This is a genomic window from Streptomyces aureus (assembly GCF_001418135.1).
GTDB lineage: Bacteria > Actinomycetota > Actinomycetes > Streptomycetales > Streptomycetaceae > Streptomyces > Streptomyces aureus_A.
Genome location: NZ_LIPQ01000011.1, coordinates 1 through 23,770, shown reverse-complemented (window position 1 = coordinate 23,770; position 23,770 = coordinate 1). Strand labels below are relative to the sequence as shown.

The 23,770-nt window shown below is 71.8% G+C and carries 25 protein-coding genes; 18 read left to right on the top strand and 7 right to left on the bottom strand.

Going from position 1 to position 23,770, the window contains the following annotated elements; genetic code table 11:
- Positions 1–16 precede the first annotated feature (16 nt).
- Both AOK00_RS39600 and cofC read right to left on the bottom strand, forming a co-directional pair.
- Complete coding sequence (locus tag AOK00_RS39600) at positions 17–226, bottom strand: hypothetical protein (protein WP_030325574.1); 210 nt, start codon at positions 224–226, stop codon at positions 17–19.
- Positions 227–236: 10 nt separating this feature from the next.
- On the bottom strand, positions 237–884 hold the full coding sequence (gene cofC / locus AOK00_RS01310; RefSeq protein WP_055598474.1) for a 2-phospho-L-lactate guanylyltransferase: 648 nt from the start codon (positions 882–884) through the stop codon (positions 237–239).
- A 127-nt stretch (positions 885–1,011) separates the two neighbouring features.
- Between cofC and AOK00_RS01305 the strand changes: the two genes are divergently transcribed.
- The 3 genes from AOK00_RS01305 to AOK00_RS01295 all read left to right on the top strand — a co-directional run bounded on the left by AOK00_RS01305 (position 1,012) and on the right by AOK00_RS01295 (position 4,023).
- Positions 1,012–1,764, top strand: a complete 753-nt coding sequence (locus tag AOK00_RS01305; protein ID WP_055598473.1) for a lysophospholipid acyltransferase family protein — start codon at positions 1,012–1,014, stop codon at positions 1,762–1,764.
- Positions 1,761–2,762, top strand: a complete 1,002-nt coding sequence (locus tag AOK00_RS01300; protein ID WP_079041777.1) for an NAD(P)H-dependent glycerol-3-phosphate dehydrogenase — start codon at positions 1,761–1,763, stop codon at positions 2,760–2,762. Before AOK00_RS01305 ends, AOK00_RS01300 begins: the two co-directional genes overlap by 4 nt.
- 121 nt (positions 2,763–2,883) lie before the next feature.
- Positions 2,884–4,023 (top strand): D-alanine--D-alanine ligase family protein, encoded by a 1,140-nt coding sequence (locus AOK00_RS01295; protein WP_055598472.1) that lies wholly within the window; start codon positions 2,884–2,886, stop codon positions 4,021–4,023.
- 53 nt (positions 4,024–4,076) lie between these two features.
- Here the strand turns inward: AOK00_RS01295 and AOK00_RS01290 are convergent, their stop codons facing one another.
- Positions 4,077–4,559: a DUF3515 domain-containing protein gene (locus AOK00_RS01290; protein WP_173861484.1), complete on the bottom strand. Its 483-nt coding sequence runs from the start codon at positions 4,557–4,559 to the stop codon at positions 4,077–4,079.
- A 20-nt stretch (positions 4,560–4,579) separates the two neighbouring features.
- Positions 4,580–4,813, bottom strand: a complete 234-nt coding sequence (locus AOK00_RS01285; protein ID WP_015036438.1) for an Lrp/AsnC family transcriptional regulator — start codon at positions 4,811–4,813, stop codon at positions 4,580–4,582.
- Between the two features lie 233 nt (positions 4,814–5,046).
- Between AOK00_RS01285 and AOK00_RS01280 the strand changes: the two genes are divergently transcribed.
- Both AOK00_RS01280 and thiD read left to right on the top strand, forming a co-directional pair.
- The gene (locus AOK00_RS01280) at positions 5,047–6,009 is read left to right on the top strand and encodes a thiamine-phosphate kinase (protein ID WP_055598471.1); all 963 of its coding nucleotides are present in this window, start codon (positions 5,047–5,049) and stop codon (positions 6,007–6,009) included.
- The gene (gene thiD, locus AOK00_RS01275) at positions 6,006–6,806 is read left to right on the top strand and encodes a bifunctional hydroxymethylpyrimidine kinase/phosphomethylpyrimidine kinase (RefSeq protein WP_055598470.1); all 801 of its coding nucleotides are present in this window, start codon (positions 6,006–6,008) and stop codon (positions 6,804–6,806) included. The genes AOK00_RS01280 and thiD overlap by 4 nt, the downstream gene beginning before the upstream one ends.
- A gap of 123 nt (positions 6,807–6,929) precedes the next feature.
- Here the strand turns inward: thiD and rpmB are convergent, their stop codons facing one another.
- Entirely contained in the window at positions 6,930–7,115 is a 186-nt protein-coding gene (rpmB, locus tag AOK00_RS01270; protein ID WP_015036441.1) for a 50S ribosomal protein L28, read from the bottom strand.
- A 275-nt stretch (positions 7,116–7,390) separates the two neighbouring features.
- Between rpmB and AOK00_RS01265 the strand changes: the two genes are divergently transcribed.
- From AOK00_RS01265 to mutM, 9 genes are all read left to right on the top strand, one after another.
- Positions 7,391–9,007 (top strand): DAK2 domain-containing protein, encoded by a 1,617-nt coding sequence (locus AOK00_RS01265; protein ID WP_055598469.1) that lies wholly within the window; start codon positions 7,391–7,393, stop codon positions 9,005–9,007.
- Positions 9,008–9,066: 59 nt separating this feature from the next.
- Complete coding sequence (gene recG / locus AOK00_RS01260) at positions 9,067–11,259, top strand: ATP-dependent DNA helicase RecG (RefSeq protein WP_055598468.1); 2,193 nt, start codon at positions 9,067–9,069, stop codon at positions 11,257–11,259.
- 67 nt (positions 11,260–11,326) lie between these two features.
- Entirely contained in the window at positions 11,327–11,911 is a 585-nt protein-coding gene (gene rsmD, locus AOK00_RS01255; RefSeq protein WP_030325594.1) for a 16S rRNA (guanine(966)-N(2))-methyltransferase RsmD, read from the top strand.
- 26 nt (positions 11,912–11,937) lie between these two features.
- Positions 11,938–12,417, top strand: coding sequence for a pantetheine-phosphate adenylyltransferase (gene coaD / locus AOK00_RS01250; RefSeq protein ID WP_187623233.1), 480 nt, complete (start codon positions 11,938–11,940; stop codon positions 12,415–12,417).
- 110 nt (positions 12,418–12,527) lie between these two features.
- Positions 12,528–13,595: a hypothetical protein gene (locus tag AOK00_RS01245; RefSeq protein ID WP_055598466.1), complete on the top strand. Its 1,068-nt coding sequence runs from the start codon at positions 12,528–12,530 to the stop codon at positions 13,593–13,595.
- Positions 13,596–13,724: 129 nt separating this feature from the next.
- Positions 13,725–14,399, top strand: coding sequence for a YceD family protein (locus AOK00_RS01240; RefSeq protein ID WP_055598483.1), 675 nt, complete (start codon positions 13,725–13,727; stop codon positions 14,397–14,399).
- A 2-nt stretch (positions 14,400–14,401) separates the two neighbouring features.
- Positions 14,402–14,575 carry a 50S ribosomal protein L32 gene (gene rpmF / locus AOK00_RS01235; protein ID WP_015036448.1) on the top strand — a complete coding sequence of 58 codons (174 nt, stop codon included), beginning with the start codon at positions 14,402–14,404 and terminating at the stop codon, positions 14,573–14,575.
- 20 nt (positions 14,576–14,595) lie between these two features.
- Positions 14,596–15,408 carry a ribonuclease III gene (gene rnc, locus AOK00_RS01230; protein ID WP_015036449.1) on the top strand — a complete coding sequence of 271 codons (813 nt, stop codon included), beginning with the start codon at positions 14,596–14,598 and terminating at the stop codon, positions 15,406–15,408.
- 162 nt (positions 15,409–15,570) lie between these two features.
- The gene (gene mutM / locus AOK00_RS01225) at positions 15,571–16,455 is read left to right on the top strand and encodes a bifunctional DNA-formamidopyrimidine glycosylase/DNA-(apurinic or apyrimidinic site) lyase (protein WP_055598465.1); all 885 of its coding nucleotides are present in this window, start codon (positions 15,571–15,573) and stop codon (positions 16,453–16,455) included.
- 43 nt (positions 16,456–16,498) lie between these two features.
- On the opposite strand, the gene AOK00_RS01220 is transcribed toward mutM, so the two are convergent.
- Complete coding sequence (locus AOK00_RS01220) at positions 16,499–16,885, bottom strand: winged helix-turn-helix transcriptional regulator (RefSeq protein ID WP_055598464.1); 387 nt, start codon at positions 16,883–16,885, stop codon at positions 16,499–16,501.
- Between the two features lie 164 nt (positions 16,886–17,049).
- Between AOK00_RS01220 and AOK00_RS01215 the strand changes: the two genes are divergently transcribed.
- Complete coding sequence (locus tag AOK00_RS01215; RefSeq protein ID WP_055598463.1) at positions 17,050–17,634, top strand: flavodoxin family protein; 585 nt, start codon at positions 17,050–17,052, stop codon at positions 17,632–17,634.
- A 160-nt stretch (positions 17,635–17,794) separates the two neighbouring features.
- Here the strand turns inward: AOK00_RS01215 and AOK00_RS01210 are convergent, their stop codons facing one another.
- Positions 17,795–18,757, bottom strand: coding sequence for a CAP domain-containing protein (locus AOK00_RS01210; protein WP_055598462.1), 963 nt, complete (start codon positions 18,755–18,757; stop codon positions 17,795–17,797).
- 203 nt (positions 18,758–18,960) lie between these two features.
- On the opposite strand from AOK00_RS01210, the gene AOK00_RS01205 reads away from it, so the two are divergent.
- The 3 genes from AOK00_RS01205 to smc all read left to right on the top strand — a co-directional run bounded on the left by AOK00_RS01205 (position 18,961) and on the right by smc (position 23,671).
- Positions 18,961–19,242: an acylphosphatase gene (locus AOK00_RS01205; RefSeq protein ID WP_030325609.1), complete on the top strand. Its 282-nt coding sequence runs from the start codon at positions 18,961–18,963 to the stop codon at positions 19,240–19,242.
- 390 nt (positions 19,243–19,632) lie between these two features.
- A complete protein-coding gene (locus tag AOK00_RS01200) occupies positions 19,633–19,851 on the top strand; it encodes a hypothetical protein (RefSeq protein ID WP_015036455.1) in 219 nt (72 codons plus the stop codon).
- 232 nt (positions 19,852–20,083) lie between these two features.
- Positions 20,084–23,671, top strand: a complete 3,588-nt coding sequence (gene smc, locus AOK00_RS01195) for a chromosome segregation protein SMC (protein ID WP_055598461.1) — start codon at positions 20,084–20,086, stop codon at positions 23,669–23,671.
- Positions 23,672–23,770 lie beyond the last annotated feature (99 nt).

The window sequence follows — 23,770 nt, the reverse complement described above, 5'->3', positions numbered from 1 at the left end:
CGGGGACCGGGCGCGCTTAGAACGTCTGGAGCGTCACCAGGGTGATCCGCAGGCCGGCCCCCGACGTGCCCGGCTCCGCCTCGATCCGGACCCGCTGCCCCGGCCGCAGCAGGCGCAGCCCGCCCGCCTCGAAGGCCTCCGCCCCGAACTCCACGGGGGTGCCGTCGTCGAGCAGCACACTGCCGCTGTGGGTCTCGGAGTCGTATGTGAACGCGGTCGCCTGCATGGACCGCAGCCTATCCGGCCGCCGGCAGCCACCGGGCGGCCGTCCGCGGGCCGAGCCCCAGCGCCCGGGCCGCCGCCAGATCCTCACCGGTGTCCACGTCCCGGCGCACCGAATCCACCCCCGTCAGCAGGATTTCCACCGCGCCCGAAGACAAATGCCGGAGCCGCGACGCACCTCCGAATGCCGGTTCCAATTCCACCCCCGGACCCGCCGAGAGGAATGTCGTACCTATTTCGGCGGCATCCGCGAGAAAAGCCCTCGGAAATTTCCCGGCCACATCCAGGACCCGGGCCAGCTCCCCGGGCCGCAGCGCCGGAAGATCCGCGTTGAGCGCCGCCACCCGCGCGGCCGACCGCCGGGTCCGTACCGCACGGACCCCGTGCGCGAGCGCCGCGTTGAGCCCCGCCGCCGGAGTGTCCGGGACTATCCGCGCGCCCAGGGCGGCGAGCGCCCGCCCGGCCGCCGGATCGTCCGTGACGACCACCACATCCCGTACCCGTCGGCAGTTCAGCACCGCCCCCACGGTGTCCTCGGCGAACGCGAGCGCCAGCCGCGGGCGCAGCCGGGACCCGGCCGCCGCGGCCAGTCTGCTCTTCGCCAGGGCAAGGGGCTTCAGGGGTACGACCAGGGACCAGCCGTCGTCCGCATGCGTGTTCATCGGGGCCCATTCTGTCCCGCCCACGCGGTCCCCAGGAGGGCCCGGGGCGTACGGTGTCACTCGACAGAGCAGGAGCATGGGGCGACACTTGACCCCCTGCCAGCCAGTCCCGGAGAAAGGTGTACGAGTGCCCCGCCGCAGAATCGGCTTCTGGTACCGCCTCGCGGCGGTCATCGCCAAACCCCCCCTGGTGGTTCTGTTCAAGCGGGACTGGCGCGGTATGGAGCACATTCCGGCCGACGGCGGTTTCATCACCGCGGTCAACCACAACTCCTACCTGGACCCGCTGTCCTACGCGCACTACCAGTACAACACCGGCCGGGTCCCGCGCCTCCTCGCCAAGGCGGCCCTCTTCAAGGCCCCCTTCGTCGGGATGATGCTGCGCGGCACCGGACAGATCCCCGTCTACCGGGAGACGACCAACGCGCTCGACGCGTTCCGCGCCGCCGTCGACGCCATCGAGCGCGGCGAGTGCGTCGCCTTCTACCCCGAGGGCACCCTCACCCGGGACCCCGACATGTGGCCCATGGCGGGCAAGACCGGTGCCGCGCGCGTCGCGCTGCTCACCCGGGCCCCCGTCATCCCGGTCGCCCAGTGGGGCGCCAACCTGGCGATGCCGCCGTACGCCAAGGAGAACAAGCTCAGCCTGTTCCCCCGCAAGACGCTGACCGTGCAGGCCGGTCCGCCCGTCGACCTCTCCCGCTTCTACGGACTCGAGCCCACGCCCGAGGTGCTTCGCGAGGCGACCGAGGTCATCATGGCCGCCGTCACCGTGCTCCTGGAGCAGATCCGCGGCGAGCAGGCGCCCGCCGAACCGTACGACCACCGCAAGGCGCGCCTGGAGCAGCGGCGCAGGGCCGCCGAAGGGGGCACCAAGTGACCAAGGCAGCCGTCTTCGGAAACGGATCCTGGGGTACCGCGTTCGCGATGGTGCTCGCCGACGCGGGCTGCGAGGTGAGCCTCTGGGGGCGCCGCGCCGAACTCGCCAAGGAGATCAACGCCTCCCGGGTCAACCCGGACTACCTGCCGGGCGTGGAACTCCCCGCGGCGATCACGGCCACCGCCGACCCGGCCGAGGCGGCCCACGACGCCGACTTCACCGTCCTCGTCGTCCCCTCCCAGACCCTCCGCGGCAACCTCGCCGCCTGGGCGCCGACGCTGGCGCCCGACACCGTCCTCGTCTCCCTCATGAAGGGTGTCGAACTCGGCACCGCCAAGCGGATGAGCGAGGTCATCACCGAGGTCGCCGACGTGCCCGCCGAGCGCGTCGCCGTCCTCACCGGCCCCAACCTGGCCAAGGAGATCGCCGCCCGGCAGCCCGCCGCCGCCGTCGTCGCCTGCGTCGACGAGACGGTCGCCCAGCGCCTCCAGACCGCCTGCATGACCCCGTACTTCCGCCCGTACACCAACACCGACGTGGTGGGCTGCGAGCTCGGCGGGGCCGTGAAGAACGTCATCGGCCTCGCCGTCGGCATCGCCAACGGCATGGGCCTCGGCGACAACTCCAAGGCCACGCTCATCACCCGCGGCCTCGCCGAGACCACCCGCCTCGGCCTCGCCATGGGCGCCGACCCGCTCACCTTCTCCGGCCTCGCGGGTCTCGGCGACCTCGTCGCGACCTGCTCCTCGCCGCTCTCCCGGAACAACACCTTCGGCACCAACCTCGGCCGCGGGATGACCCTCCAGGAGACCATCGCGGCCACCAAGCAGACCGCCGAGGGCGTCAAGTCCTGCGAGTCGGTGCTCGATCTGGGCCGCCGCCACGGCGTCGACATGCCCATCACCGAGACCGTCGTGTCGATCGTCCACGACGGCAAGCCGCCGGTCGTCGCCCTCAAGGAACTGATGTCGCGCAGCGCGAAGGCCGAGCGCCGGTAGCCGCCACCGTCCGGTGCCGTCCCGGGCCCCCACGCGACGCCGAGCCGCGCTGCGCCGGACGCGCGCGAGGGGACCGGGGTCGCAAGGTCGTTCGGGACGCGCAAGGTACGCTCATCGCGATATGAGCGAGAACACCCAGAGCCCCCGCAAGCCGCGCGTGGCCGTCGTCTTCGGCGGACGCAGCTCCGAGCACGCCATCTCCGTCGTCACGGCGGGCGCCGTCCTGAGCGCCATCGACCGGGACAAGTACGACGTGCTGCCCATCGGCATCACGACGGACGGGCGCTGGGCGCTCACCGCCGACGCCCCCGAGCGCATGGCCATCGCCGACCGCGCCCTGCCGAACGTCGCCGAGCTTGCCGAGTCCACCGAGGGCGGCGTCGTCCTCTCCGTCGACCCCGCCAACCGCGAGGTCGTCCTCACCGAGCCCGGCGCCGTGCCGCGGGCCCTCGGCGAGGTCGACGTGGTCTTCCCGATGCTCCACGGCCCCTACGGCGAGGACGGCACCCTTCAGGGCCTCCTGGAGCTCTCCGGAGTCCCCTACGTCGGCGCGGGCGTCCTCGCCTCCGCCGTCGGCCAGGACAAGGAGTACATGAAGCGGGTCTTCGTCTCCTTCGGTCTCCCGGTCGGCCCGTACGAGGTCATCCGGCCGCGCGAGTGGCAGCAGAACCCCGCCGCCGCCCGCAAGAAGATCGTCGAGTTCGCCGCCGAGCACGGCTGGCCGCTCTTCGTGAAGCCGGCCCGCGGCGGCTCCTCCATGGGCATCACCAAGGTCGACGACCTCTCCGGCCTGGACGAGGCCATCGAGGAGGCCCGCCGCCACGACCCCAAGATCCTCGTCGAGTCGCTGCTGCGCGGCCGCGAGATCGAGTGCGGGGTCCTGGAGTTCGAGGACGGGCCGCGCGCCAGCGCGCCGGCCGAGATCCCGCCGGTCACGGACCACGACTTCTACGACTTCGAGGCCAAGTACATCGACTCGGCCTCCGGCATCGTGCCCGCCCCCATCGGGGAAGAGGCCACCGCCGAGATCCAGCGGCTCGCCGTCGCCGCCTACGAGGCGGTCTCCTGCGAGGGCCTGGTCCGCGCCGACTTCTTCCTCACCGAGGACGGCGAGTTCGTCATCAACGAGATCAACACCATGCCGGGCTTCACGCCGATCTCCATGTACCCGCGCATGTGGCAGGAGAGCGGCGTGAGCTACCCCGAGCTCGTCGACCGGCTCATCCAGGCCGCGCTGACCCGCTCCACGGGCCTGCGCTGACCCCTGGGGCCTGCCCGGCAGGCCCCGGCACCGCGAAGACCGTGCCGCCGCCCTCAGAGGCTGGGCGGCACGGTCTTCCGTACGGGATCGGCGAGATCCGCGAGCGGCGTCATGTCGTGCGTGTACTGCTCGCCGAGCGTGACCTCGACGTACGTCTTCCGGTACGTCGTGGTGAAACGGGGCCCGCTGCCCGCGGGACGCTCCAGCATCCAGTTCACGCCGTTCGCCTCGACGCCCTGCGCCTGGGGATCGCTCATCTTTTCGGGCCGGGGCACCCCGCAGCGCAGTACGATCGCACCGTCACCCCAGCCGGCGGTCAACTCGGAGCCGGGCTCCGGGTCACTCCGTTCCAGCCCCGCCACGGTGCCGGGAAGCTCCTTCGCCAGGTCCTGGCAGAGGGCGGCCTCCGCCGCCGGGGGGCTGGGAACCACGACGGACGCCGCGGCGTCCGGCGAGGAACAGCCGACGGCGGCCAGCAGCAGTACAGCTGCCGTGACGGCGGCGGGCAGGCCGAAGGGCCGGTGGGAAGACTTCACCGGCCAAGCGTAGACGGGGGCTACAGATGAACGACCGGGCAGGTGAGGGTGCGCGTGATGCCGTCCACTTGCTGGACCTTCGCGACCACCATGCGGCCGAGCTCGTCGACCGTGTCGGCCTGCGCACGCACGATGACGTCGTACGGACCGGTCACGTCTTCCGCCTGGAGCACCCCCGGGATCTTGGAGATGGTGTCGGCGACGGTCGACGCCTTGCCCACCTCGGTCTGGATGAGGATGTACGCCTGAACCACGGAACCTCCAGGGCGACCACGAGGATCTTGTGGGAGAAAGGGACGCCACGGTACCGCGTCGCCGCGGGCCGCGGGGAGACCTGCGCGTCCCGAGGCGCTCGCGGGGTGGCGTACGCAGGACAGAAGTTGACGGTCTACTTGACGGTACCCAGCACGGTGACGGCCCGCGACCCGCGGCGCGAACAGACGCGCCCCCGCCCGCCGGCCGGCACGAAGACACGAGGTGAGGCGCGGTGAAGGGCACAGTCGGAGAGCTGGGCGAGTTCGGGCTCATCAAGGAGCTCACGTCCCGGCTCACCTCCACCCCGGCGGTACGGATCGGGCCGGGCGACGACGCCGCGGTCGTCTCCGCGCCCGACCGGCGCGTGGTGGCCAGCACGGACATCCTTCTCGAAGGACGTCACTTCCGCCGCGACTGGTCGACGGCGTACGACGTCGGCCGCAAGGCCGCCGCACAGAACCTCGCCGACATCGCCGCCATGGGCGCGGTCCCCACCGCGCTCCTCCTCGGCCTGGTCGTCCCCGCCGAACTCCCCGTCACCTGGCCCACCGAACTCATGGACGGGCTGCGCGACGAATGTCAGGTCGCGGGCGCCGCGGTGGTCGGCGGCGACGTCGTCCGGGGCGACACGATCATGGTCTCCATCACCGCGCTCGGCGATCTGCGCAACCACGACCCGGTCACCCGGGGCGGCGCCCAGCCCGGCGACGTCGTCGCCTACACGGGCTGGCTCGGCTGGTCCGCCGCCGGCTACGCGGTCCTCTCCCGGGGCTTCCGCTCGCCGCGCGCCTTCGTCGAGGCCCACCGCAGGCCCGAACCGCCCTACCACGCGGGACCCGCGGCCGCCGGTCTCGGCGCCACCGCCATGTGCGACGTCAGCGACGGCCTCATCGCCGACCTCGGCCACATCGCCGAGGCCAGCAAGGTCCGCATCGACCTGCGCTCCGGGCTCATCGACATCCCGACCCAGATGAACGACATCGGCCAGGCCGTCGGTGTCGACCCCATGCAGTGGGTGCTCACCGGGGGAGAGGACCACGCCATCGTGGCCACCTTCCCGCCCGACGTGAAGCTGCCCGCCCGCTGGAAGGTCATCGGCGAGGTCCTCAACCCCTCCGCGCTGCCGCAGGTCACCGTGGACGGCGCGCCCTGGCACAGCGTGGGCGGCTGGGACCACTTCGGGGAGACCGAGTGACCTCCCCGCCGCCGCTGGTGCTGACCGTCGCCGGATCCGACTCCGGCGGCGGCGCCGGCATCCAGGCCGACCTGAAGACGATGCTCGCGCTCGGCGTCCACGGCATGAGCGTGCTCACCGCCGTCACCGCCCAGAACTCGCGGGGCGTCCAGGGCGTCTGGGAGCTGCCCGTGGAGGCCGTACGCGCCCAGTACCGGGCCGTCGTCGACGACATCGGCGTCCAGGCCGTCAAGACCGGCATGCTGGCCTCGGCCGTCCTCGTGGAGACCGTCGCCGAGCTGCTCGGCGACACCGGCGCCCCGGTCGTCGTCGACCCGGTCGGCGTCTCCAAGCACGGGGACTCCCTGCTCGCCGAGAGCGCGCTCGACTCCGTCCGTACGAAGCTGCTGCCCCGGGCCACCGTCGCCACCCCGAACCTGGACGAGGTGACACAGCTCACGGGCGTCCACGTCGTCCAGGAGGCCGACATGCGGGTCGCGGCCGAGGCGATCCTGTCGTACGGGCCGGAGTGGGTGCTGATCAAGGGCGGGCACCTGCCCACCGGCCGGGAGGCCGTGGACCTGCTCACGGACGGCTCCGAGGAGCACTGGCTGCGCGCTCCGCGTCACGACAACCGGCACACCCACGGGACGGGCTGCACCCTCGCCTCCGCGGTGGCGTCCGGGCTCGCCAAGGGGCTCCCGGTGCCGGAGGCGGTACGGGAGGCCAAGGAGTACGTCACGGGGGCCATCGGTGCCGGATTCGCGCTGGGCGCGGGCATCGGGCCGGTCGACCACGGCTGGCGGTTCAGGGAGTGAGGGCCCCGTCGGTGCCCACACCGGCGGCCTTCCGTACCCGGGCAAGGCAAAAGGCCGGTTCACCTAGGTGAACCGGCCTTTCAAGGCAACCGCAGGGCTGCGCTACGACAGAACACGTCGCGATTAGCGCGAGACCTTGCCGGCCTTGATGCACGAGGTGCAGACGTTGAGCCGCTTCGGCGTCCGACCGACCACGGCACGCACACGCTGGATGTTCGGGTTCCAGCGACGAGGCGTACGGCGGTGCGAGTGCGAAATGTTGTTGCCGAAGCCCGGCCCCTTGCCGCAGACGTCGCAGTTGGCAGCCACGGGTCACTCCAAAGACTTCAGAATTACAGTGAAATCCGGCGCACCGGAATCAGGAGTCTGAAGTGGCTTGCCGGGGGATGGCCCGGTGTGAACCAGGCAACCGAAGCAGCATACAACGGCTGGCTCGGTGGAACGAAACTACCATGGTCTCGGCGGACCTCGCCCCGGGCCCAGGTCACCGGGGGTCCCCCCTGCCCGAGCGAAGCCGAGAGCTTGGGGGAGGGACACCTCGGGTCTACCCTGCGGTGAGCTCACCGCCGAAGGAGGACCCCCCGTTGTCGCGAGCCCTTCACCCCTTCGAGGAGCTCGTCGAGCTCGACGCCGAAGCGGTCAGGTCCTGGTGCGCGCGGTCGCTGGACGCGCTCGGCCGGGAGCGCGAGGAGATCGACGCGATCAACGTCTATCCCGTGGCGGACGGGGACACCGGCACCAACCTGTACCTGACGGCGGAGGCCGCCCACCAGGCCGTCGAGGCCGTCTTCGCCGCCTCCGCGCCCACACCCGACACCGCCGAGACCGTACGGGCCATGGCGCACGGCGCCCTCCTCGGAGCCCGCGGGAACTCCGGCACCATCCTGTCCCAGCTCCTCCGCGGCATGGCGGGCGTCCTCGCCGACGGCTGTGACGGTGATCACCTCGCTCGCGCCCTCGGCGAGGCCGCGAGCGCGGCCCGCCGGGCCGTCGCCCACCCCGTGGAGGGCACCATCCTCACCGTGGCGAGCGCCGCGGCCGGGGCCTGCGCCGCCGGCGGCGGGCTCGTCGACGTGGCCAGGAACGCCCACGACGGGGCCAGGACCGCCCTCGCCGCCACCTCGGGGCAGCTCGACGTCCTCGCACGCGCCGGAGTCGTCGACGCGGGCGGCAGAGGCCTCGTGACGGTCCTCGGCGCCCTCCTCGAGACCGTGACCGGACAGACCCCGCCGCCCGTGACCGGGACGCGCGTCGCGCCCGCACCCCCGGAGGACTGCCCCGCCGGGGACGGGCCCGCCTACGAGGTGATCTACCTCCTGGAGGCCGGGGACGAGGCCGTGGAGCTGCTCAGGTCCCGGCTGGACGCCCTCGGGGAGTCCCTCGTCGTCGTCGGCGGGGACGGACTGTGGAACGTCCATGTGCACGTCGACGACGCGGGCGCCGCCGTCGAGGCCGGCGTCGAGGCCGGACGGCCGCACCGCATCCGGATCACCCACTTCGCCGCCGACTCGGCCGCCGCCTCCGCGCGCGCGGAGCGCGCCCAGCGCGCGGTCGTCGCCGTCGTCCCCGGCGAGGGCCTCGCCGGGCTCTGCGCCGAGGCGGGCGCCACCACCGTACGGACCCTGCCCGGAGAACAGCCCGCCGGCGACGAACTCCTCGACGCGATCCGGCGGGCCCACGCACGCGAGGTGGTCCTCCTGCCCAACGACACCGACCTCCGGCAGGCCGCGGCGGCCGCCGCCGAGCGCGCCAGGGCGGAAGGCATCCGCGTCGCCCTCATCCCCACCCGGGCCGCCGTCCAGGGCATCGCCGCCCTCGCCGTCCACGAACCCCACCGGCGCTTCGACGAGGACGTCGTCGCCATGACGGCCGCCGCCGGAGCCACCCGCTACGCCGAACTCGCCGTCGCCGAACGGCAGTCCTTCACCTCGGCAGGCGTCTGCCAGGCCGGCGACGTCCTCGGTCTCATCGAGGGCGACGTCGCCGTCATCGGCACCGACCTCACCGAGACCGCCCGCACCGTCCTGGACCGGATGCTCTCGGCCGGCGGCGAACTCGTCACCCTCGTCGTCGCCGACGACACCCCGCCCGGACTCGCCCCCGACCTGGAGGCCCACGTCCGGCGCGGCTACCTGGCCGTCGACACCACCACGTACCACGCGGGCGCCGGCGCTCCGCCGCTGCTCATCGGGGTGGAATAGCGCCTTTTCCCGGTGGTTGCCCACAGCCTCCGGGACGACTGTCGGTCGCGTGGTGTGCAATGGAACGCGTGCCCGCGCTCGACGAACCACTCAAGAAGTCCCTCGGCCCCGCCACCGCCAAGGTCATGGCCGAGGCACTCGACCTGCACACGGTCGGTGACCTGCTCCACCACTACCCCCGCCGGTACGCCGAGCGGGGGGAGCTGACGACCCTCGCCGACCTGCCGCTCGACGAGCACGTCACGGTGGTCGCGCAGGTCGCCGACGCCCGTGTGCACACCTTCAACGGCTCCAAGGGGCGCGGCCAGCGCCTCGAAGTGACCATCACCGACGGCAGCGGCCGGCTCCAGCTGGTCTTCTTCGGCAAGGGCGTGCACAAGCCGCACCACGACCTGCTGCCCGGCACCCGCGCGATGTTCGCCGGCAAGGTCTCGCTCTTCAACCGGCGCCTCCAGCTCGCCCACCCGTCGTACGAACTCCTCCGCGGCGACAGCGAGGAGGCCGTGGACGTCTGGGCCGGGGCCCTCATCCCGATCTACCCGGCCACCACCAAGCTGGAGTCCTGGAAGATCGCCAAGGCCGTCGACGCCGTCCTGCCCAGCGCCGTCGACGCCGTCGACCCGCTCCCCGACGCCCTGCGCGAGGGCCGCGGTCTCGCCGAGCTCCCCGACGCCCTCCGGCTCATCCACCGGCCCCGCACCAAGGCCGACATCGCCACCGCGCGCGAGCGCCTCAAGTGGGACGAGGCCTTCGTCCTCCAGGTCGCCCTCGCCCGCCGCCGGCACGCCGACACCCAACTCCCCGCCGTCGCCCGCCGGCCCGTCCCCGGAGGCATCCTCGACGCCTTCGACGCCAAGCTGCCCTTCACCCTCACCGACGGCCAGCGGAAGGTCTCCAAGGAGATCTTCGACGACCTCGCCACCGAACACCCCATGCACCGCCTCCTCCAGGGCGAAGTCGGATCGGGCAAGACCATGGTCGCGCTGCGCGCCATGCTCGCCGTGGTCGACTCCGGGGGACAGGCCGCCATGCTCGCCCCCACCGAGGTCCTCGCCCAGCAGCACCACCGCTCCGTCACCGAGATGATGGGCGAGCTCGCCGAGGGAGGGATGCTCGGCGGCGCCGACCGGGCCACCAAGGTCGTCCTGCTCACCGGCTCCATGGGCACGGCGGCCCGCCGGCAGGCCCTCCTCGACCTGGTCACCGGCGAGGCCGGCGTCGTCATCGGCACCCACGCGCTGATCGAGGACAAGGTGCGGTTCCACGACCTGGGCCTGGTCGTCGTCGACGAACAGCACCGCTTCGGCGTCGAGCAGCGCGACGCCCTCCGCGGCAAGGGGAAGCAGCCCCCGCACCTCCTGGTGATGACCGCCACCCCCATCCCGCGCACCGTCGCCATGACCGTCTTCGGCGACCTGGAGACCTCCGTCCTCGACCAGCTGCCCGCCGGACGCTCCCCGATCGCCACCCACGTCGTGCCCGCCGCCGACAAGCCGCACTTCCTCACGCGCGCGTGGGAGCGGGTCCGCGAGGAGGTCGGGAAGGGACACCAGGCGTACGTGGTCTGCCCCCGCATCGGCGACGAGGAGGACCAGAAGAAGAAGGCGAAGGCGTCCGCCGAGGACGAGGCCGAGAAGCGCCCGCCGCTCGCCGTCCTCGACGTCGCCGAGAAGCTCCGCACGGGGCCCCTCACCGGACTCCGGATCGCCGTCCTGCACGGCCGCATGCACCCCGACGACAAGGACGACGTCATGCGCCGCTTCGCCGCGGGCGAGCTCGACGTCCTCGTCGCCACCACCGTCATCGAGGTCGGGGTCAACGTCCCCAACGCCACCGCCATGGTGATCATGGACGCCGACCGCTTCGGCGTCTCCCAGCTCCACCAGCTCCGCGGCCGCGTCGGCCGGGGCTCGGCGCCCGGCCTCTGCCTCCTCGTCAGCGAGATGCCCGAGGCCACCCCCGCCCGCCAGCGCCTCGCCGCCGTCGCCGCCACCCTCGACGGCTTCGAGCTCTCCCGTATCGACCTCGAACAGCGACGCGAGGGCGACGTCCTCGGCCAGGCCCAGTCCGGCGTCCGCTCCTCCCTGCGGGTGCTCACCGTCATCGACGACGAGGAGGTCATCGCCGCCGCCCGCGAGGAGGCCACCGCCCTCGTCCTCGCCGACCCGGACCTCGCCGCCCACCCGGGCCTGCGCACCGCGCTCGACGCCCTGCTCGACAAGGACCGGGAGGAGTACCTGGAGAAGGGCTGACCGCGCGGTGTGGACCGCGGTCATATCCTGAGACGTACGCACTGGACGACGCAGGACGAGGACACCGATGACTCGCGTGATCGCCGGCACCGCCGGCGGGCGCCGCCTGGCCGTGCCGCCCGGCAACGGCACCCGCCCCACCTCCGACCGGGCGCGCGAAGGCCTCTTCTCCACCTGGGGGGCGTTCCTCGGGACCCTCGACGGGGCCAGGGTCGCAGACCTGTACGCCGGCTCCGGCGCCGTCGGCCTCGAAGCGCTCTCCCGGGGAGCCGCCCACGCCCTCCTCGTCGAGGCCGAACCGCGCGCCGCGCGCACCATCCGCGAGAACATCTCCTCGCTCGGGCTGCCCGGCGCGGAACTCCGCACCGGCAAAGCGGAGCAGATCGTGACGGGACCGGCGCCCTCCGACCCGTACGACCTGGTCTTTCTCGACCCGCCGTACGCCGTCACCGACGAGGATCTTCGCGAGATTCTCCTCACACTCCGCTCGGGGGGCTGGCTCGCGGACGACGCCCTCGTCACCGTGGAGCGCAGCACCAGGGGCGGAGAATTCGGCTGGCCGGCCGGTTTCGAACCACTGCGGGCCCGTCGTTACGGCGAGGGAACGTTTTGGTACGGTCGCGCCGCCTCTACGTGCGAAGACGCACGATGACCGGACCGGAGAGCGAGGGACCCAAGTTGCGCCGCGCCGTCTGTCCGGGGTCATTCGACCCCATCACCAACGGACACCTCGACATCATCGCCCGCGCCTCCAAGCTGTACGACGTCGTACATGTCGCGGTGATGATCAACCAGTCGAAGAAGGGCCTGTTCACGGTCGACGAGCGGATCGAACTGATCCGCGAGGTGACCGCCGACTTCGGCAACGTCGAGGTGGAGTCCTTCCACGGGCTGCTCGTCGACTTCTGCAAGCAGCGCGACATCCCCGCGATCGTCAAGGGACTGCGCGCGGTCAGCGACTTCGACTACGAACTGCAGATGGCCCAGATGAACAACGGCCTCACGGGTGTGGAGACCCTCTTCGTCCCCACCAACCCGACCTACAGCTTCCTGTCGTCCTCGCTGGTCAAGGAGGTCGCGGCCTGGGGCGGCGACGTCTCCCACCTGGTGCCCCCGGCGGTCTTCGGCCGGCTCACCGAGCGCCTGGCCCAGAAGTGACGCGCGGCCACCGCCGCTGACGCTCCGTCACCCGGTGTCGGACGGGCACCGACTGCCCTTACAGTCGTCCCGTCCGTCTCCATCCAGCTGTAGAGAGTGGCGAGCACCCGGTGGACGTACAGAAGAAGCTCGACGAGATCGTCGCGACCGTGCAGGGCGCCCGCTCCATGCCCATGTCGGCATCCTGCGTGGTCAATCGAGCCGAGCTGCTCGCCCTGCTCGAAGAGGTACGGGAGGCCCTGCCCGGCTCCCTCGCGCAGGCCCAGGAGCTGATCGGCGGCCGCGAGCACATGGTCGAGCAGGCCCGCCAGGAGGCGGAGCGGATCATCGAGGCCGCCCACGCCGAGCGCGGCTCGATCGTCTCCGACACCCAGGTCGCCCGGCTGTCGCAGGAGGAGGCCGACCGCATCCTCTCCGAGGCCCGCCGCGAGGCCGAGGAGGTCCGTGCCGAGGCCGACGACTACGTCGACTCCAAGCTGGCGAACTTCGAGGTCGTCCTCAACAAGACGATCGGCTCCGTCGACCGGGGCCGCGAGAAGCTCCTCGGCCGGGGCCCGGGTCTCGACCAGAACGGCTACGCGGACGAGGACGCCCCCGAGTACAGCGCCGACCCCCAGACCCTGATCCACCGGGCCGACGAGTACGTCGACGCCAAGCTCGGCGCCTTCGAGGCGGTGCTCAGCAAGACCCTGGAGGCCGTCGGGCGGGGCCGGCAGAAGCTGCACGGCCGGATCGCCACCGACGCGCTGGGTGAGCACATGGCCGCCCAGGAGGGTCTCGGCGGCTCCGTGCACACCAGCGACTCCGACTACCTGGCCGGACTCGCGGAGCTCTCGGACCCCGAGCCGGTCCAGATCCCCGCCCAGCAGCAGTCCCAGCCCCAGCCCCAGCCCGACCCGTACGCGGCGTACCAGCAGGTGCAGCAGCAGCCCGACCCGTACGCCGGCTACCAGCAGGTCCAGCAGCAGCCCGACCCGTACGCGTACCAGCAGCAGCCGCAGCACGCCGACCCCTACGGCTACCAGCAGCAGGACCCGTACGCGTACCAGCAGCCCGTCCAGCAGCAGGTCCACCCGCAGGGGCACCAGCAGCAGGGCGCCGCGCTCGACGAGACGAGCTTCTTCGACACGAGCATGATCGACCTGGAGCAGCTGCGCCGCTACGAACAGGGGCAGTAGCGCGGGGTCGGTAAGGCCCCAAGGCCCGGATTGGGCCCTGAGCGAAGCGTCCAGTATCCTGGCTCTTCGGTCGCGCGTATCTCCGCGATCCATGCTGCCCACGTCTGGCAGCCTCCTCGACGCAGCACGATCTCGAAAGCAGGAAGAGCCCTGAGCACGCGCCTCGACCACCGCAACCCCCTCGTGTTCGACACGCACGAGCTGGGGCGGCGTCCTGGTGCCCTCCAGCGGCTCTCGCGTTCGATCGAGGCCCCCGGGGAACTGGGCGTCGAAGGAGTGATCGGAGTGCCCGAGGGCGCTCCGGTGGAAATCGATCTCCGTCTTGAGTCGGTCATGGAAGGGGTGCTTGTCACAGGCACCGCCCGTGCATCGGCCGAGGGGGAGTGCGTAAGGTGTCTGGAGCCCGTCGAGCTGGAGCTCGATGTGGACTTCCAGGAGATGTTCTCGTACCCCGACTCCGACGACCGGGGCCGCTCCAAGGCGGCCGCGGACGACGAAGCCGAGGCAGACGAGGACATGATCCCCCTCGAGGACGGCATGTTCGACCTCGAACCCGTGCTGCGTGATGCGGTGGTGCTCGCACTGCCGATGCAGCCGGTGTGCCGGGAGGACTGTGCAGGCCTGTGTTCCGAGTGTGGAACCAACCTGAACGAGAACCCGGACCACCACCATGACGCCGTCGACATTCGTTGGGCGGCACTGCAGGGACTCGCCGGTTCGCTGGGAACCGATGAGAAGGACAACATGAGCGGCAAAGCCTCTGACGGGGACGTCCGAAGCGCCGCCGAGAAGCAGGAGAAGTAGCCGTGGCTGTTCCGAAGCGGAAGATGTCGCGCAGCAACACGCGCCACCGCCGGTCGCAGTGGAAGGCTGCGGTCCCCACCCTGGTTTCGTGTGAGCGTTGCCAGGAGCCGAAGCTGCAGCACATCGCGTGCCCGAGCTGCGGCACCTACAACAAGCGCCAGGTCCTCTCGGTCTGATTGGGCTGGTGAGAGGCGCAATGTCTGAGTCCCGCAAGACGGACGACAAGACGGACCATGCCTCGTCCCACACGCTTCTGGAAGGGCGGCTCGGCTATCAGCTCGAGTCCGCCCTTCTGGTGCGTGCGCTGACCCACCGTTCGTACGCGTACGAGAACGGCGGTCTGCCCACCAACGAGCGGCTGGAGTTCCTCGGGGACTCCGTGCTCGGCCTGGTGGTCACGGACACGCTGTACCGGACCCACCCCGACCTGCCGGAAGGCCAGCTGGCCAAACTGCGGGCAGCGGTGGTCAACTCGCGTGCGCTGGCGGACGTGGGACGCGAACTCGAACTCGGCTCCTTCATCCGGCTCGGCCGGGGCGAAGAGGGCACGGGCGGCCGGGACAAGGCGTCCATCCTCGCCGACACCCTTGAAGCGGTGATCGGCGCGGTCTATCTCGACCAGGGCCTCGACGCGGCGTCCGAGCTGGTGCACCGGCTCTTCGACCCGCTGATCGAGAAGTCCTCGAACCTCGGTGCCGGCCTGGACTGGAAGACCAGTCTCCAGGAGCTCACCGCGGCCGAGGGTCTGGGCGTTCCGGAGTACCTCGTCTCCGAAGAGGGCCCGGACCACGAGAAGACCTTTACTGCTGCCGCCCGCGTCGGTGGTGTCTCGTACGGCACCGGCACCGGCCGCAGCAAGAAGGAAGCGGAACAGCAGGCGGCGGAGTCCGCGTGGCGCGCGATTCGCGCGGCCGCGGACGAACGCGCGGCGGCGGCGAAGGCCGCGGCCGAGGCAGGAACGGGAGAGGTCGCCGACCCCTCTCCGACCGCCCACCGGGCGTCGGCCTGACGGCCGCACCCTCGCTTCCCGAGAACCCCGCCCCAGGGCGGGGTTCTCGTCTTTTCCCGTCCTCTTTTCCGTCCTCCGTTCCCGCCTCCCTCCCGTCCTTCTCGCGGGCCGGCCCCCGGTAGGGTTGAACCGCTGTCGAAGACGTACGTCCGGAGGAGTCCCGTGCCCGAGCTGCCCGAGGTCGAGGTCGTACGGCGGGGTCTGGAACGCTGGGTCGCCGGACGGACCGTGACCGAGGTCGAGGTGCTGCACCCCAGGGCCGTACGGCGTCATCCGGCGGGCGGCGCGGACTTCGCGGCCCGGCTGAAGGGGCAGCGGTTCGGGGTGGCGCGCCGTCGCGGCAAGTACCTCTGGCTGCCGCTCGCCGAGACCGGCACCTCCGTCCTCGGGCACCTCGGCATGAGCGGGCAGCTGCTCGTCCAGCCGGAGGACGCCGCGGACGAGAAGCACCTCCGCATCCGGATCCGTTTCGCGGCATCCGACAGCGACTCCGTCCGGGGCGCGGCCGGCACCGAGCTCCGCTTTGTGGACCAGCGCACCTTCGGCGGACTCTCGCTCCACGACCAGACCCCCGACGGACTGCCGGACGTCATCGGGCACATCGCCCGCGACCCGCTGGACCCCGAGTTCGACGACGCCGCCTTCCACAGCGCGCTGCGGCTGCGCCGTACGACGGTCAAGCGGGCGCTGCTCGACCAGTCGCTGATCAGCGGCGTCGGCAACATCTACGCCGACGAGGCGCTCTGGCGGTCCCGGCTGCACTACGACCGGCCGACCGCCACCCTCACGCGGCCGCGCTCGGCCGAACTCCTCGGGCACGTCCGGGACGTGATGAACGCGGCCCTCGAAGTCGGTGGCACCAGCTTCGACAGCCTGTACGTGAACGTCAACGGCGAGTCCGGCTACTTCGACCGCTCGCTCGACGCCTACGGGCGCGAGGACGAGCCCTGTCACCGCTGCGGTACGCCGATGCGGCGCCGCGCGTGGATGAACCGCTCCAGCTACTTCTGCCCCCGCTGCCAGCGACCGCCGCGCGCCGGCGCCTGAGGTCGCGGTCGCGCGCGCCCGACGTCGCCGGCGCGTCCGAGGATCAGGCGCCGACCGGGGTCTCGCGCTCCGCGTCGTAACTCTGCCGGGCCGCCTCGACCTGGGGCATCCGGCCCTCGACCAGCTCGATCAGGCCGATCAGCCGCTCCGCGATCTCGCGGCCGAGCGGGGTGAGCCGGTAGTCGACCCGCGGCGGATTCGTCGGCTGCGCCTCGCGATGGACGAGTCCGTCGCGCTCCAGGGCGTGCAGGGTCTGCGACAGCATCTTCTCGCTCACGCCGTCGACCCGGCGCCGCAGTTCGTTGAACCGGAACGTCCCGTCGTACAGGGCGCCGAGGGTCAGGCTGCCCCAACGGCCCGTCACGTGCTCCAGCGTGCCGCGCGAGGGGCAGGCGCGCGCGAACACGTCGTAGGCGAGGTCGTCAGTCATGCCCTCCACCGTACTCCCGCACAGCGCTCACTGCCAGGCATGCGCTAACCAATGGGTTGCGCTATCCAAAAGTTAGTGCTCTACTTCTGGGCGTCCCCACAGGCCTGTTCCCAGACCTGGTCTCAAACCTGTTCTCAGATCTGTTCTCGTTCGAGGAGCCTCTTGTGACCACCCCCGTCGTCTCCATCGCCTACCACTCCGGCTACGGCCACACCGCGGTCCTGGCCGAGGCCGTCCGCGACGGTGCCGTCGAGGCGGGCGCCACCGTCCACCTGATCAAGGTCGACGGGATCACCGAGGCCGAGTGGGAGCTGCTCGACGCCTCCGACGCGATCGTCTTCGGCTCCCCGACCTACATGGGTACGGCCTCCGGCGCCTTCCACCAGTTCGCCGAGGACTCCTCGAAGCGCTGGTTCGCGGACACCTGGCTGGACAAGCTCGCCGCCGGCTTCACCAACTCCGGCTCCAAGAGCGGCGACAAGCTGCACACCCTGCAGTACTTCCAGATCCTCGCCGGCCAGCACGGCATGAACTGGATCAACCTCGGCCTCAAGCCCGGCTGGAACACCAGCGAGGCCTCCGAGAACGACATCAACCGCCTCGGCTTCTTCTCCGGCGCCGCCGGCCAGACCCCGGCCGACCTGGGCCCCGAGGGCGTCCACAAGGCCGATGTCGCCACCGCCGAACACCTCGGCCGCCGCGTCGCCCTGACGGCCCGCACCTTCGTGGCCGGCAAGGCCGCCGCCTGAGGATCGGTGACGTGAACACGCGAAAGGGCCCGCCACCGGGAAGGTGACGGGCCCTATCGCTACTTCTTCCGCTCGGCCTTCGCCTCGCGCCGTCCCGGGTGCCGATCGCGGCCCCGGGGACGGCCCACACGCATGTGCGGGGCTCAGGCCTGCGGGAATCTCAGTAGCCGAAGTCCTGGGTCCACCAGGGGCCGCCGTCGGCGAAGTGGACGCCCACGCCGACGGTGGTGAAGTCGCAGTTCAGGATGTTGGCGCGGTGGCCGTCGCTGTTCATCCAGGACTCCATCACGGCCGCCGCGTCGGCCTGGCCGCGGGCGATGTTCTCGCCGCCGAGGCCCGAGATGCCGGCCTTCTCGGCGCGCGCCCACGGGGTGGCCCCGTCCGGGTCCGTGTGGTCGAAGAAGCCGCGGGCGGCCATGTCCGAGCTGAACGCCCCGGCCAGCGCCGCGAGCCGGGAGTCCGCGCTCACCGGCGAGCAGCCCACCTTGGCGCGTTCGACGTTGACCAGCCGGACGACCTCCGCCTCGGCGGCCACGCCGCGGTCGGCGGTGGAGGGGGCCGCGGTCGTCTCGACCGGAGCCTCGGTCGTCGGGTCGGGCTTCGGCTCCGGCTTCGGCGCGGGGGCCTTCGGCGAGGGTGCGGCCGTGGTCTTCTTCGGGGCCGCCGGCTTGGCCGGCGCCTTCGTCGGGGCCTTGACCGGTGCCTTCGTCGGCGCCTTCGTCGGGGTCGGCGTCGCCTTCGGGGTCGGCTTCGCGGACGGGGTCGCCGACGGCGAGGCCGCCTTGCCCTTGTCCGTGCCCGCGCTCGCCTTCGCGCTCGCACGCGCGCCGCCCGAGTCGCCGGTCGGGGTCTGCGTGGACCCGCCCTGCGTCATCAGCTCCGGCGCCTGCCGGGACTGGCTCGGGCGCTCGCTCGTGCCCGCGCTGCCGACGTTGAAGGTGTCCCCGCCGGGCAGCAGGCCCGAGGCGACCGCGATGGCGCCCACCGCGACGGCGGCGGAGGCTCCGAGCAGGCCGGTGCGCACGGGGCGCCGCTTGCGGCGGGCACCCCGGTGATGGCGGTCCGAACCGTCCGCGTAGTCTTCTGCGGCGGGTGCGGCTCCGGCGCGACGGTGGCGTCCCATCTGGTCTGCCTTCCTCTTGCTGGTCCTGCTGTGGTCCTGTGCCGGCCCTGTGGCCTTTGCTGATCTTTGCTCTCGGTACCGTTTCGGACCGGCGATCGAACAGGGCGGGTTCGAATGGGTGAGGCGTGTTCGGTCGGGACTGTAGTCCATGAGGGCCGGGGGCCGATGTGCTCATCTGGCAATCCGCCCGTTAGCGTGCAGGCATGAGTGACGACGTTCGGATGACCGCCTGGGTACGCGGCCGGGTACAGGGAGTGGGCTTCCGCTGGTTCACCAGGGCAAACGCTTTGGAGATCGGCGGCCTGGTGGGCTTCGCCCTGAACCTCGACGACGGCCGCGTGCAGGTGGTGGCCGAAGGGGCGCGTGAGAATTGCCACCGTCTGCTCGCCTGGCTCCACTCCGCCGACACACCCGGGCGCGTCGACGGCGTCACTGAGATCTGGGCCACCCCGCGCGGCGGCTACGACGGCTTCGCCATCCGCTGACGATCACTCTCCGACACCCCTCCCGGTGACCGAGCGAGGCCTCGAAAGGACGCGCGGTAACAGCCGGGTGGCGGGGAAACCGCCTGGTGGTTGCCAAGGAGCGGCCGTCATGGAAGGCTGCCGGGTAAGGATGATCGCGACGCCCTGAGGCACCGAGTTCATGAGGCCCCGCCGCCCGCTGAGCGGCCCGGGACTCCTCGGTCGCCCCTTCAAACGGGGCGTGATCGTGTTGACCGTCAAACTTTTTGGTGAGACTCTGGAAGCCCCGCGCACCTTAGCTGTTTGGCAGTGGAACCGGCACGACAAGCAGTACTGCCGAGCACCGCGGGTGCGAAATCCCTCACGACCCAACCGCTTCGGTCGGTCACTCATTGTGGAGGACCATCCATCATGGCAAAGGCGCTTCTCGGTTACGTCGGCGGCTCCGACCCGCGACTCCTCGCCGAGATGCGACGGCTTCAGCAGCGCGTCCAGGACCTGGAATCCGAGCTGGTACGGATCCAGTCCGAGAACGACTCGCTTGCCGCTGCCGCCGCTCAGCACCAGGGAGAGTCACTGCTGAACAGCATCGACCTCGACGTACCCCAGGCGGAGCCTGCGCTCACCTGACAACCCAGCCCCGAAGGGCCAGGTGGGGAACACTCACGCCGGCACGGCCGCATGGACACTCATGTCGGCAGCCATCTGAACACTCATGTCGGCAGAGCAGACATGCAAGGGGCGCTTCGGCGTCCCTTCTTTCTTTCACCCGCCGTTCCCCTCCCGTCCCACCCCTCCTCACCCGAGGATCTGCCCTACACCTTCGCGGGTGAAACGCACGAGCCCCGGTAGAGTCCCGGGCGTGCACCTCAAGGCCCTGACCCTCCGCGGATTCAAGTCGTTCGCCTCGGCCACCACGCTGCGGTTCGAGCCGGGAATCACCTGTGTCGTGGGCCCCAACGGATCGGGCAAGTCCAATGTCGTGGACGCCCTGTCCTGGGTCATGGGCGAGCAGGGCGCCAAGTCGCTGCGCGGCGGCAAGATGGAGGACGTCATCTTCGCCGGCACGACCGGGCGCCCCCCGCTCGGCCGTGCCGAGGTGTCCCTCACCATCGACAACTCCGACGGCGCGCTGCCCATCGACTACGCCGAGGTCACGCTCACCCGCATCATGTTCCGCGGCGGCAGCAGCGAGTACCAGATCAACGGCGACACCTGCCGGCTGCTCGACTTCCAGGACCTGCTCTCCGACTCCGGCATCGGACGCGAGATGCACGTCATCGTCGGCCAGGGGCAGCTCGACTCCGTGCTGCACGCCGACCCGATGGGCCGCCGCGCGTTCATCGAGGAGGCCGCCGGCGTCCTGAAGCACCGCAAGCGCAAGGAGAAGGCGCTGCGGAAGCTCGACGCGATGCAGGCCAACCTCGCTCGCGTGCAGGACCTCACCGACGAACTGCGCCGCCAGCTCAAGCCCCTCGGCCGGCAGGCCGCCGTCGCCCGCCGCGCCGTCGTCATCCAGGCCGACCTGCGCGACGCCCGGCTCCGCCTCCTCGCCGACGACCTCGTCCAGCTCCAGCGGGCCCTCACCGCCGAGGTCGCCGACGAAGCGGCCCTGCTCGCCCGTAAGGAAGCCACCGAGGCCGACCTGCGGGCCGCGCTCGCCCGCGAGGCCGCGCTGGAGGCCGAGGCACGCGCGCTCGTGCCCCGACTCGAACGCGCCCAGCAGAACTGGTACGCCCTCTCCCAGCTCGCCGAACGCGTCCGCGGCACGGTCTCCCTCGCCGACGCGCGCGTGAAGAGCGCCACCGCCGCACCCGCGGACGAACGCCGTGGCCGCGACCCGGAGGACCTGGAGCGCGAGGCGGCCCGCGTCCGCGAGCAGGAGGCGGAGCTGGAAGCCGCCCTGGAGGCGGCCGAGCGCGCCCTGGAGGACACCGTCGCCCACCGCGCCGAGCTCGAACAGGCGCTGGCGTCCGAGGAGCGCCGGCTCAAGGACCTGGCCCGCGCCCTCGCCGACCGGCGCGAGGGCCTCGCCCGCCTCCACGGCCAGGTCAACGCGGCCCGCTCGCGCGCCGCCTCCGCCCAGGCCGAGATCGACCGGCTCGCCGCCGCCCGGGACGAGGCGGGGGAGCGGGCGGTCACCGCCCAGGAGGAGTACGAGCAGCTCAAGGCCGAGGTCGACGGCCTCGACGCCGCGGACACCGAGCACGGCGAGCGGTACGAGGCCGCCCGCCGCGAACTGGCCGACGCGGAGGCCGCCCTCGGCGCCGCCCGCGAGGCGGTCGCCACCGCCGAGAGCCGCCGCGCCGCGACCCAGGCCCGGCACGAGACCCTCGCCCTCGGACTGCGCCGCAAGGACGGCACGGGCGCCCTGCTCACCGCCGGACTCAGCGGACTCCTCGGCCCGGCCGCCGAACTCCTCACCGTCACCCCCGGATACGAGATCCCCGTCGCCGCCGCCCTCGGCGCCGCTGCCGACGCGGTCGCCGCCACCGGCCCCTCCGCCGCCGCCGAAGCCCTCCGCCTGCTGCGCAAGCAGGACGCCGGCCGCGCGTCGCTGCTCCTGACCGGAGCCCCCGAACCTGACCGCTCCGGAGAGACCGCGGTCCCCGCGTCCGAGGGGCACCCGTACGCCGCCGACCTCGTCCGCGGCCCCGACGAACTCATGGGAGCCGTCCGCCGGCTGCTCGCCGGAACCGTCGTCGTCGACGACCTGGACCAGGCCGCCGAACTCGTCAGGTCCCGCCCCGCGTCGACCGCCGTCACCCTCGAAGGAGACCTGCTCGGGGCGCACTTCGCGCAGGGCGGCTCCGCGGGCGCCCCCAGCCTCCTCGAAGTCCAGGCCTCGGTCGACGAGGCCGCCGCCCAACTCGCCGAACTGGCCGTACGCTGCGAGGAGTTGGCGGCCGCCAAGAGTCAGGCCGACGAGCGGCGCCGTACCGCCGCCGCACGCGTCGAGGAACTCGACACCCTTCGCCGTACCGCCGAACGGGAGAAGTCCGCCGTCGCCCAGCAGCTCGGCCGGCTCGCCGGCCAGGCCAGGGGAGCGGCCGGGGAGGCCGAGCGGACCGCGGCCGCCGCCGCCCGCGCGCAGGAGGCCCTGGAGAAGGCGACCGCCGAGGCGGAGGAACTCGCCGAACGGCTTCTGGTGGCCCAGGAGGCCGCGGCGTTCGGGGAGGGCGGGGACGAGGAGCCCGACACCGCCACCCGCGACCGGCTCGCGATCGACGGATCCAACGCGCGCCAGACCGAGATGGAGGCCCGCCTCCAGGTCCGTACCCACGAGGAGCGGGTCAAGGGGCTCGCCGGGCGGGCCGACTCGCTCGACCGGGCCGCCCGCGCCGAAAGGGAGGCACGCGCGCGTGCCGAGCAGCGCCGCGCCCGGCTGCGCCACGAGGAGCGGGTCGCGGGCGCGGTCGCCGCCGGCGCCCGGAGCCTCCTGGCCCACATCGAGGTGTCGCTCGTCCGCGCCGAGCGGGAGCGGGTGGTGGCGCAGGCGGCGCGGGCCGACCGGGAGGAGGGCCTGACGGCCGCCCGGACCCGGGGCCGCGACCTCAAGGCGGAACTCGACAAGCTGACCGACTCGGTGCACCGGGGCGAGGTGCTCGGCGCGGAGAAGCGCCTGCGGATCGAGCAGCTGGAGTCGAAGGCCCTGGAGGAGTTCGGCGTGGAGGCGACCGCGCTGGTCGCCGAGTACGGCCCGGACCAGCCCGTACCGCCGTCGCCGGCCGTCGGGGGCGCGGAGGGTGTGGACTCCGCGGAGGACACGGACTCCCAGGAGGCCGAGGAGCCGCGCCCCTTCATCCGTTCGGAGCAGGAGAAGCGTCTCAGGGCCGCCGAACGGGCGTACCACCAGCTCGGCAAGGTCAACCCGCTGGCCCTGGAGGAGTTCGCGGCCCTTGAGGAGCGGCACCGCTTCCTCTCCGAGCAGCTGGAGGACCTGAGGAAGACCCGGACCGATCTGCTTCAGGTCGTGAAGGAGGTCGACCTGCGGGTCGAGCAGGTCTTCACCGAGGCCTACCGGGACACGGCCCGTGAGTTCGAGGGCGTCTTCTCGCGCCTCTTCCCGGGCGGCGAGGGCCGGCTCGTCCTCACCGACCCCGACAACATGCTCACCACCGGCGTCGAGGTGGAGGCCCGCCCGCCCGGCAAGAAGGTCAAGCGGCTCTCGCTGCTCTCCGGCGGTGAGCGCTCGCTGACGGCCGTGGCGCTGCTGGTCTCGATCTTCAAGGCGCGGCCCAGCCCGTTCTATGTGATGGACGAGGTCGAGGCGGCGCTCGACGACACCAACCTCCAGCGGCTGATCCGGATCATGCAGGAGCTCCAGGAGTCCTCGCAGCTGATCGTGATCACCCACCAGAAGCGGACCATGGAGGTCGCGGACGCGCTGTACGGCGTGTCCATGCAGGGTGACGGCGTCTCCAAGGTGATCAGCCAGCGACTGCGATGAGGTCGAGGGCCGCATCTTCAAGTGTTGAACTCAAGCCACCCCGTAGTGCTGATTAAGTCACATGACATCGCCTATTGACTTAGGCGTCATCTCACGTGG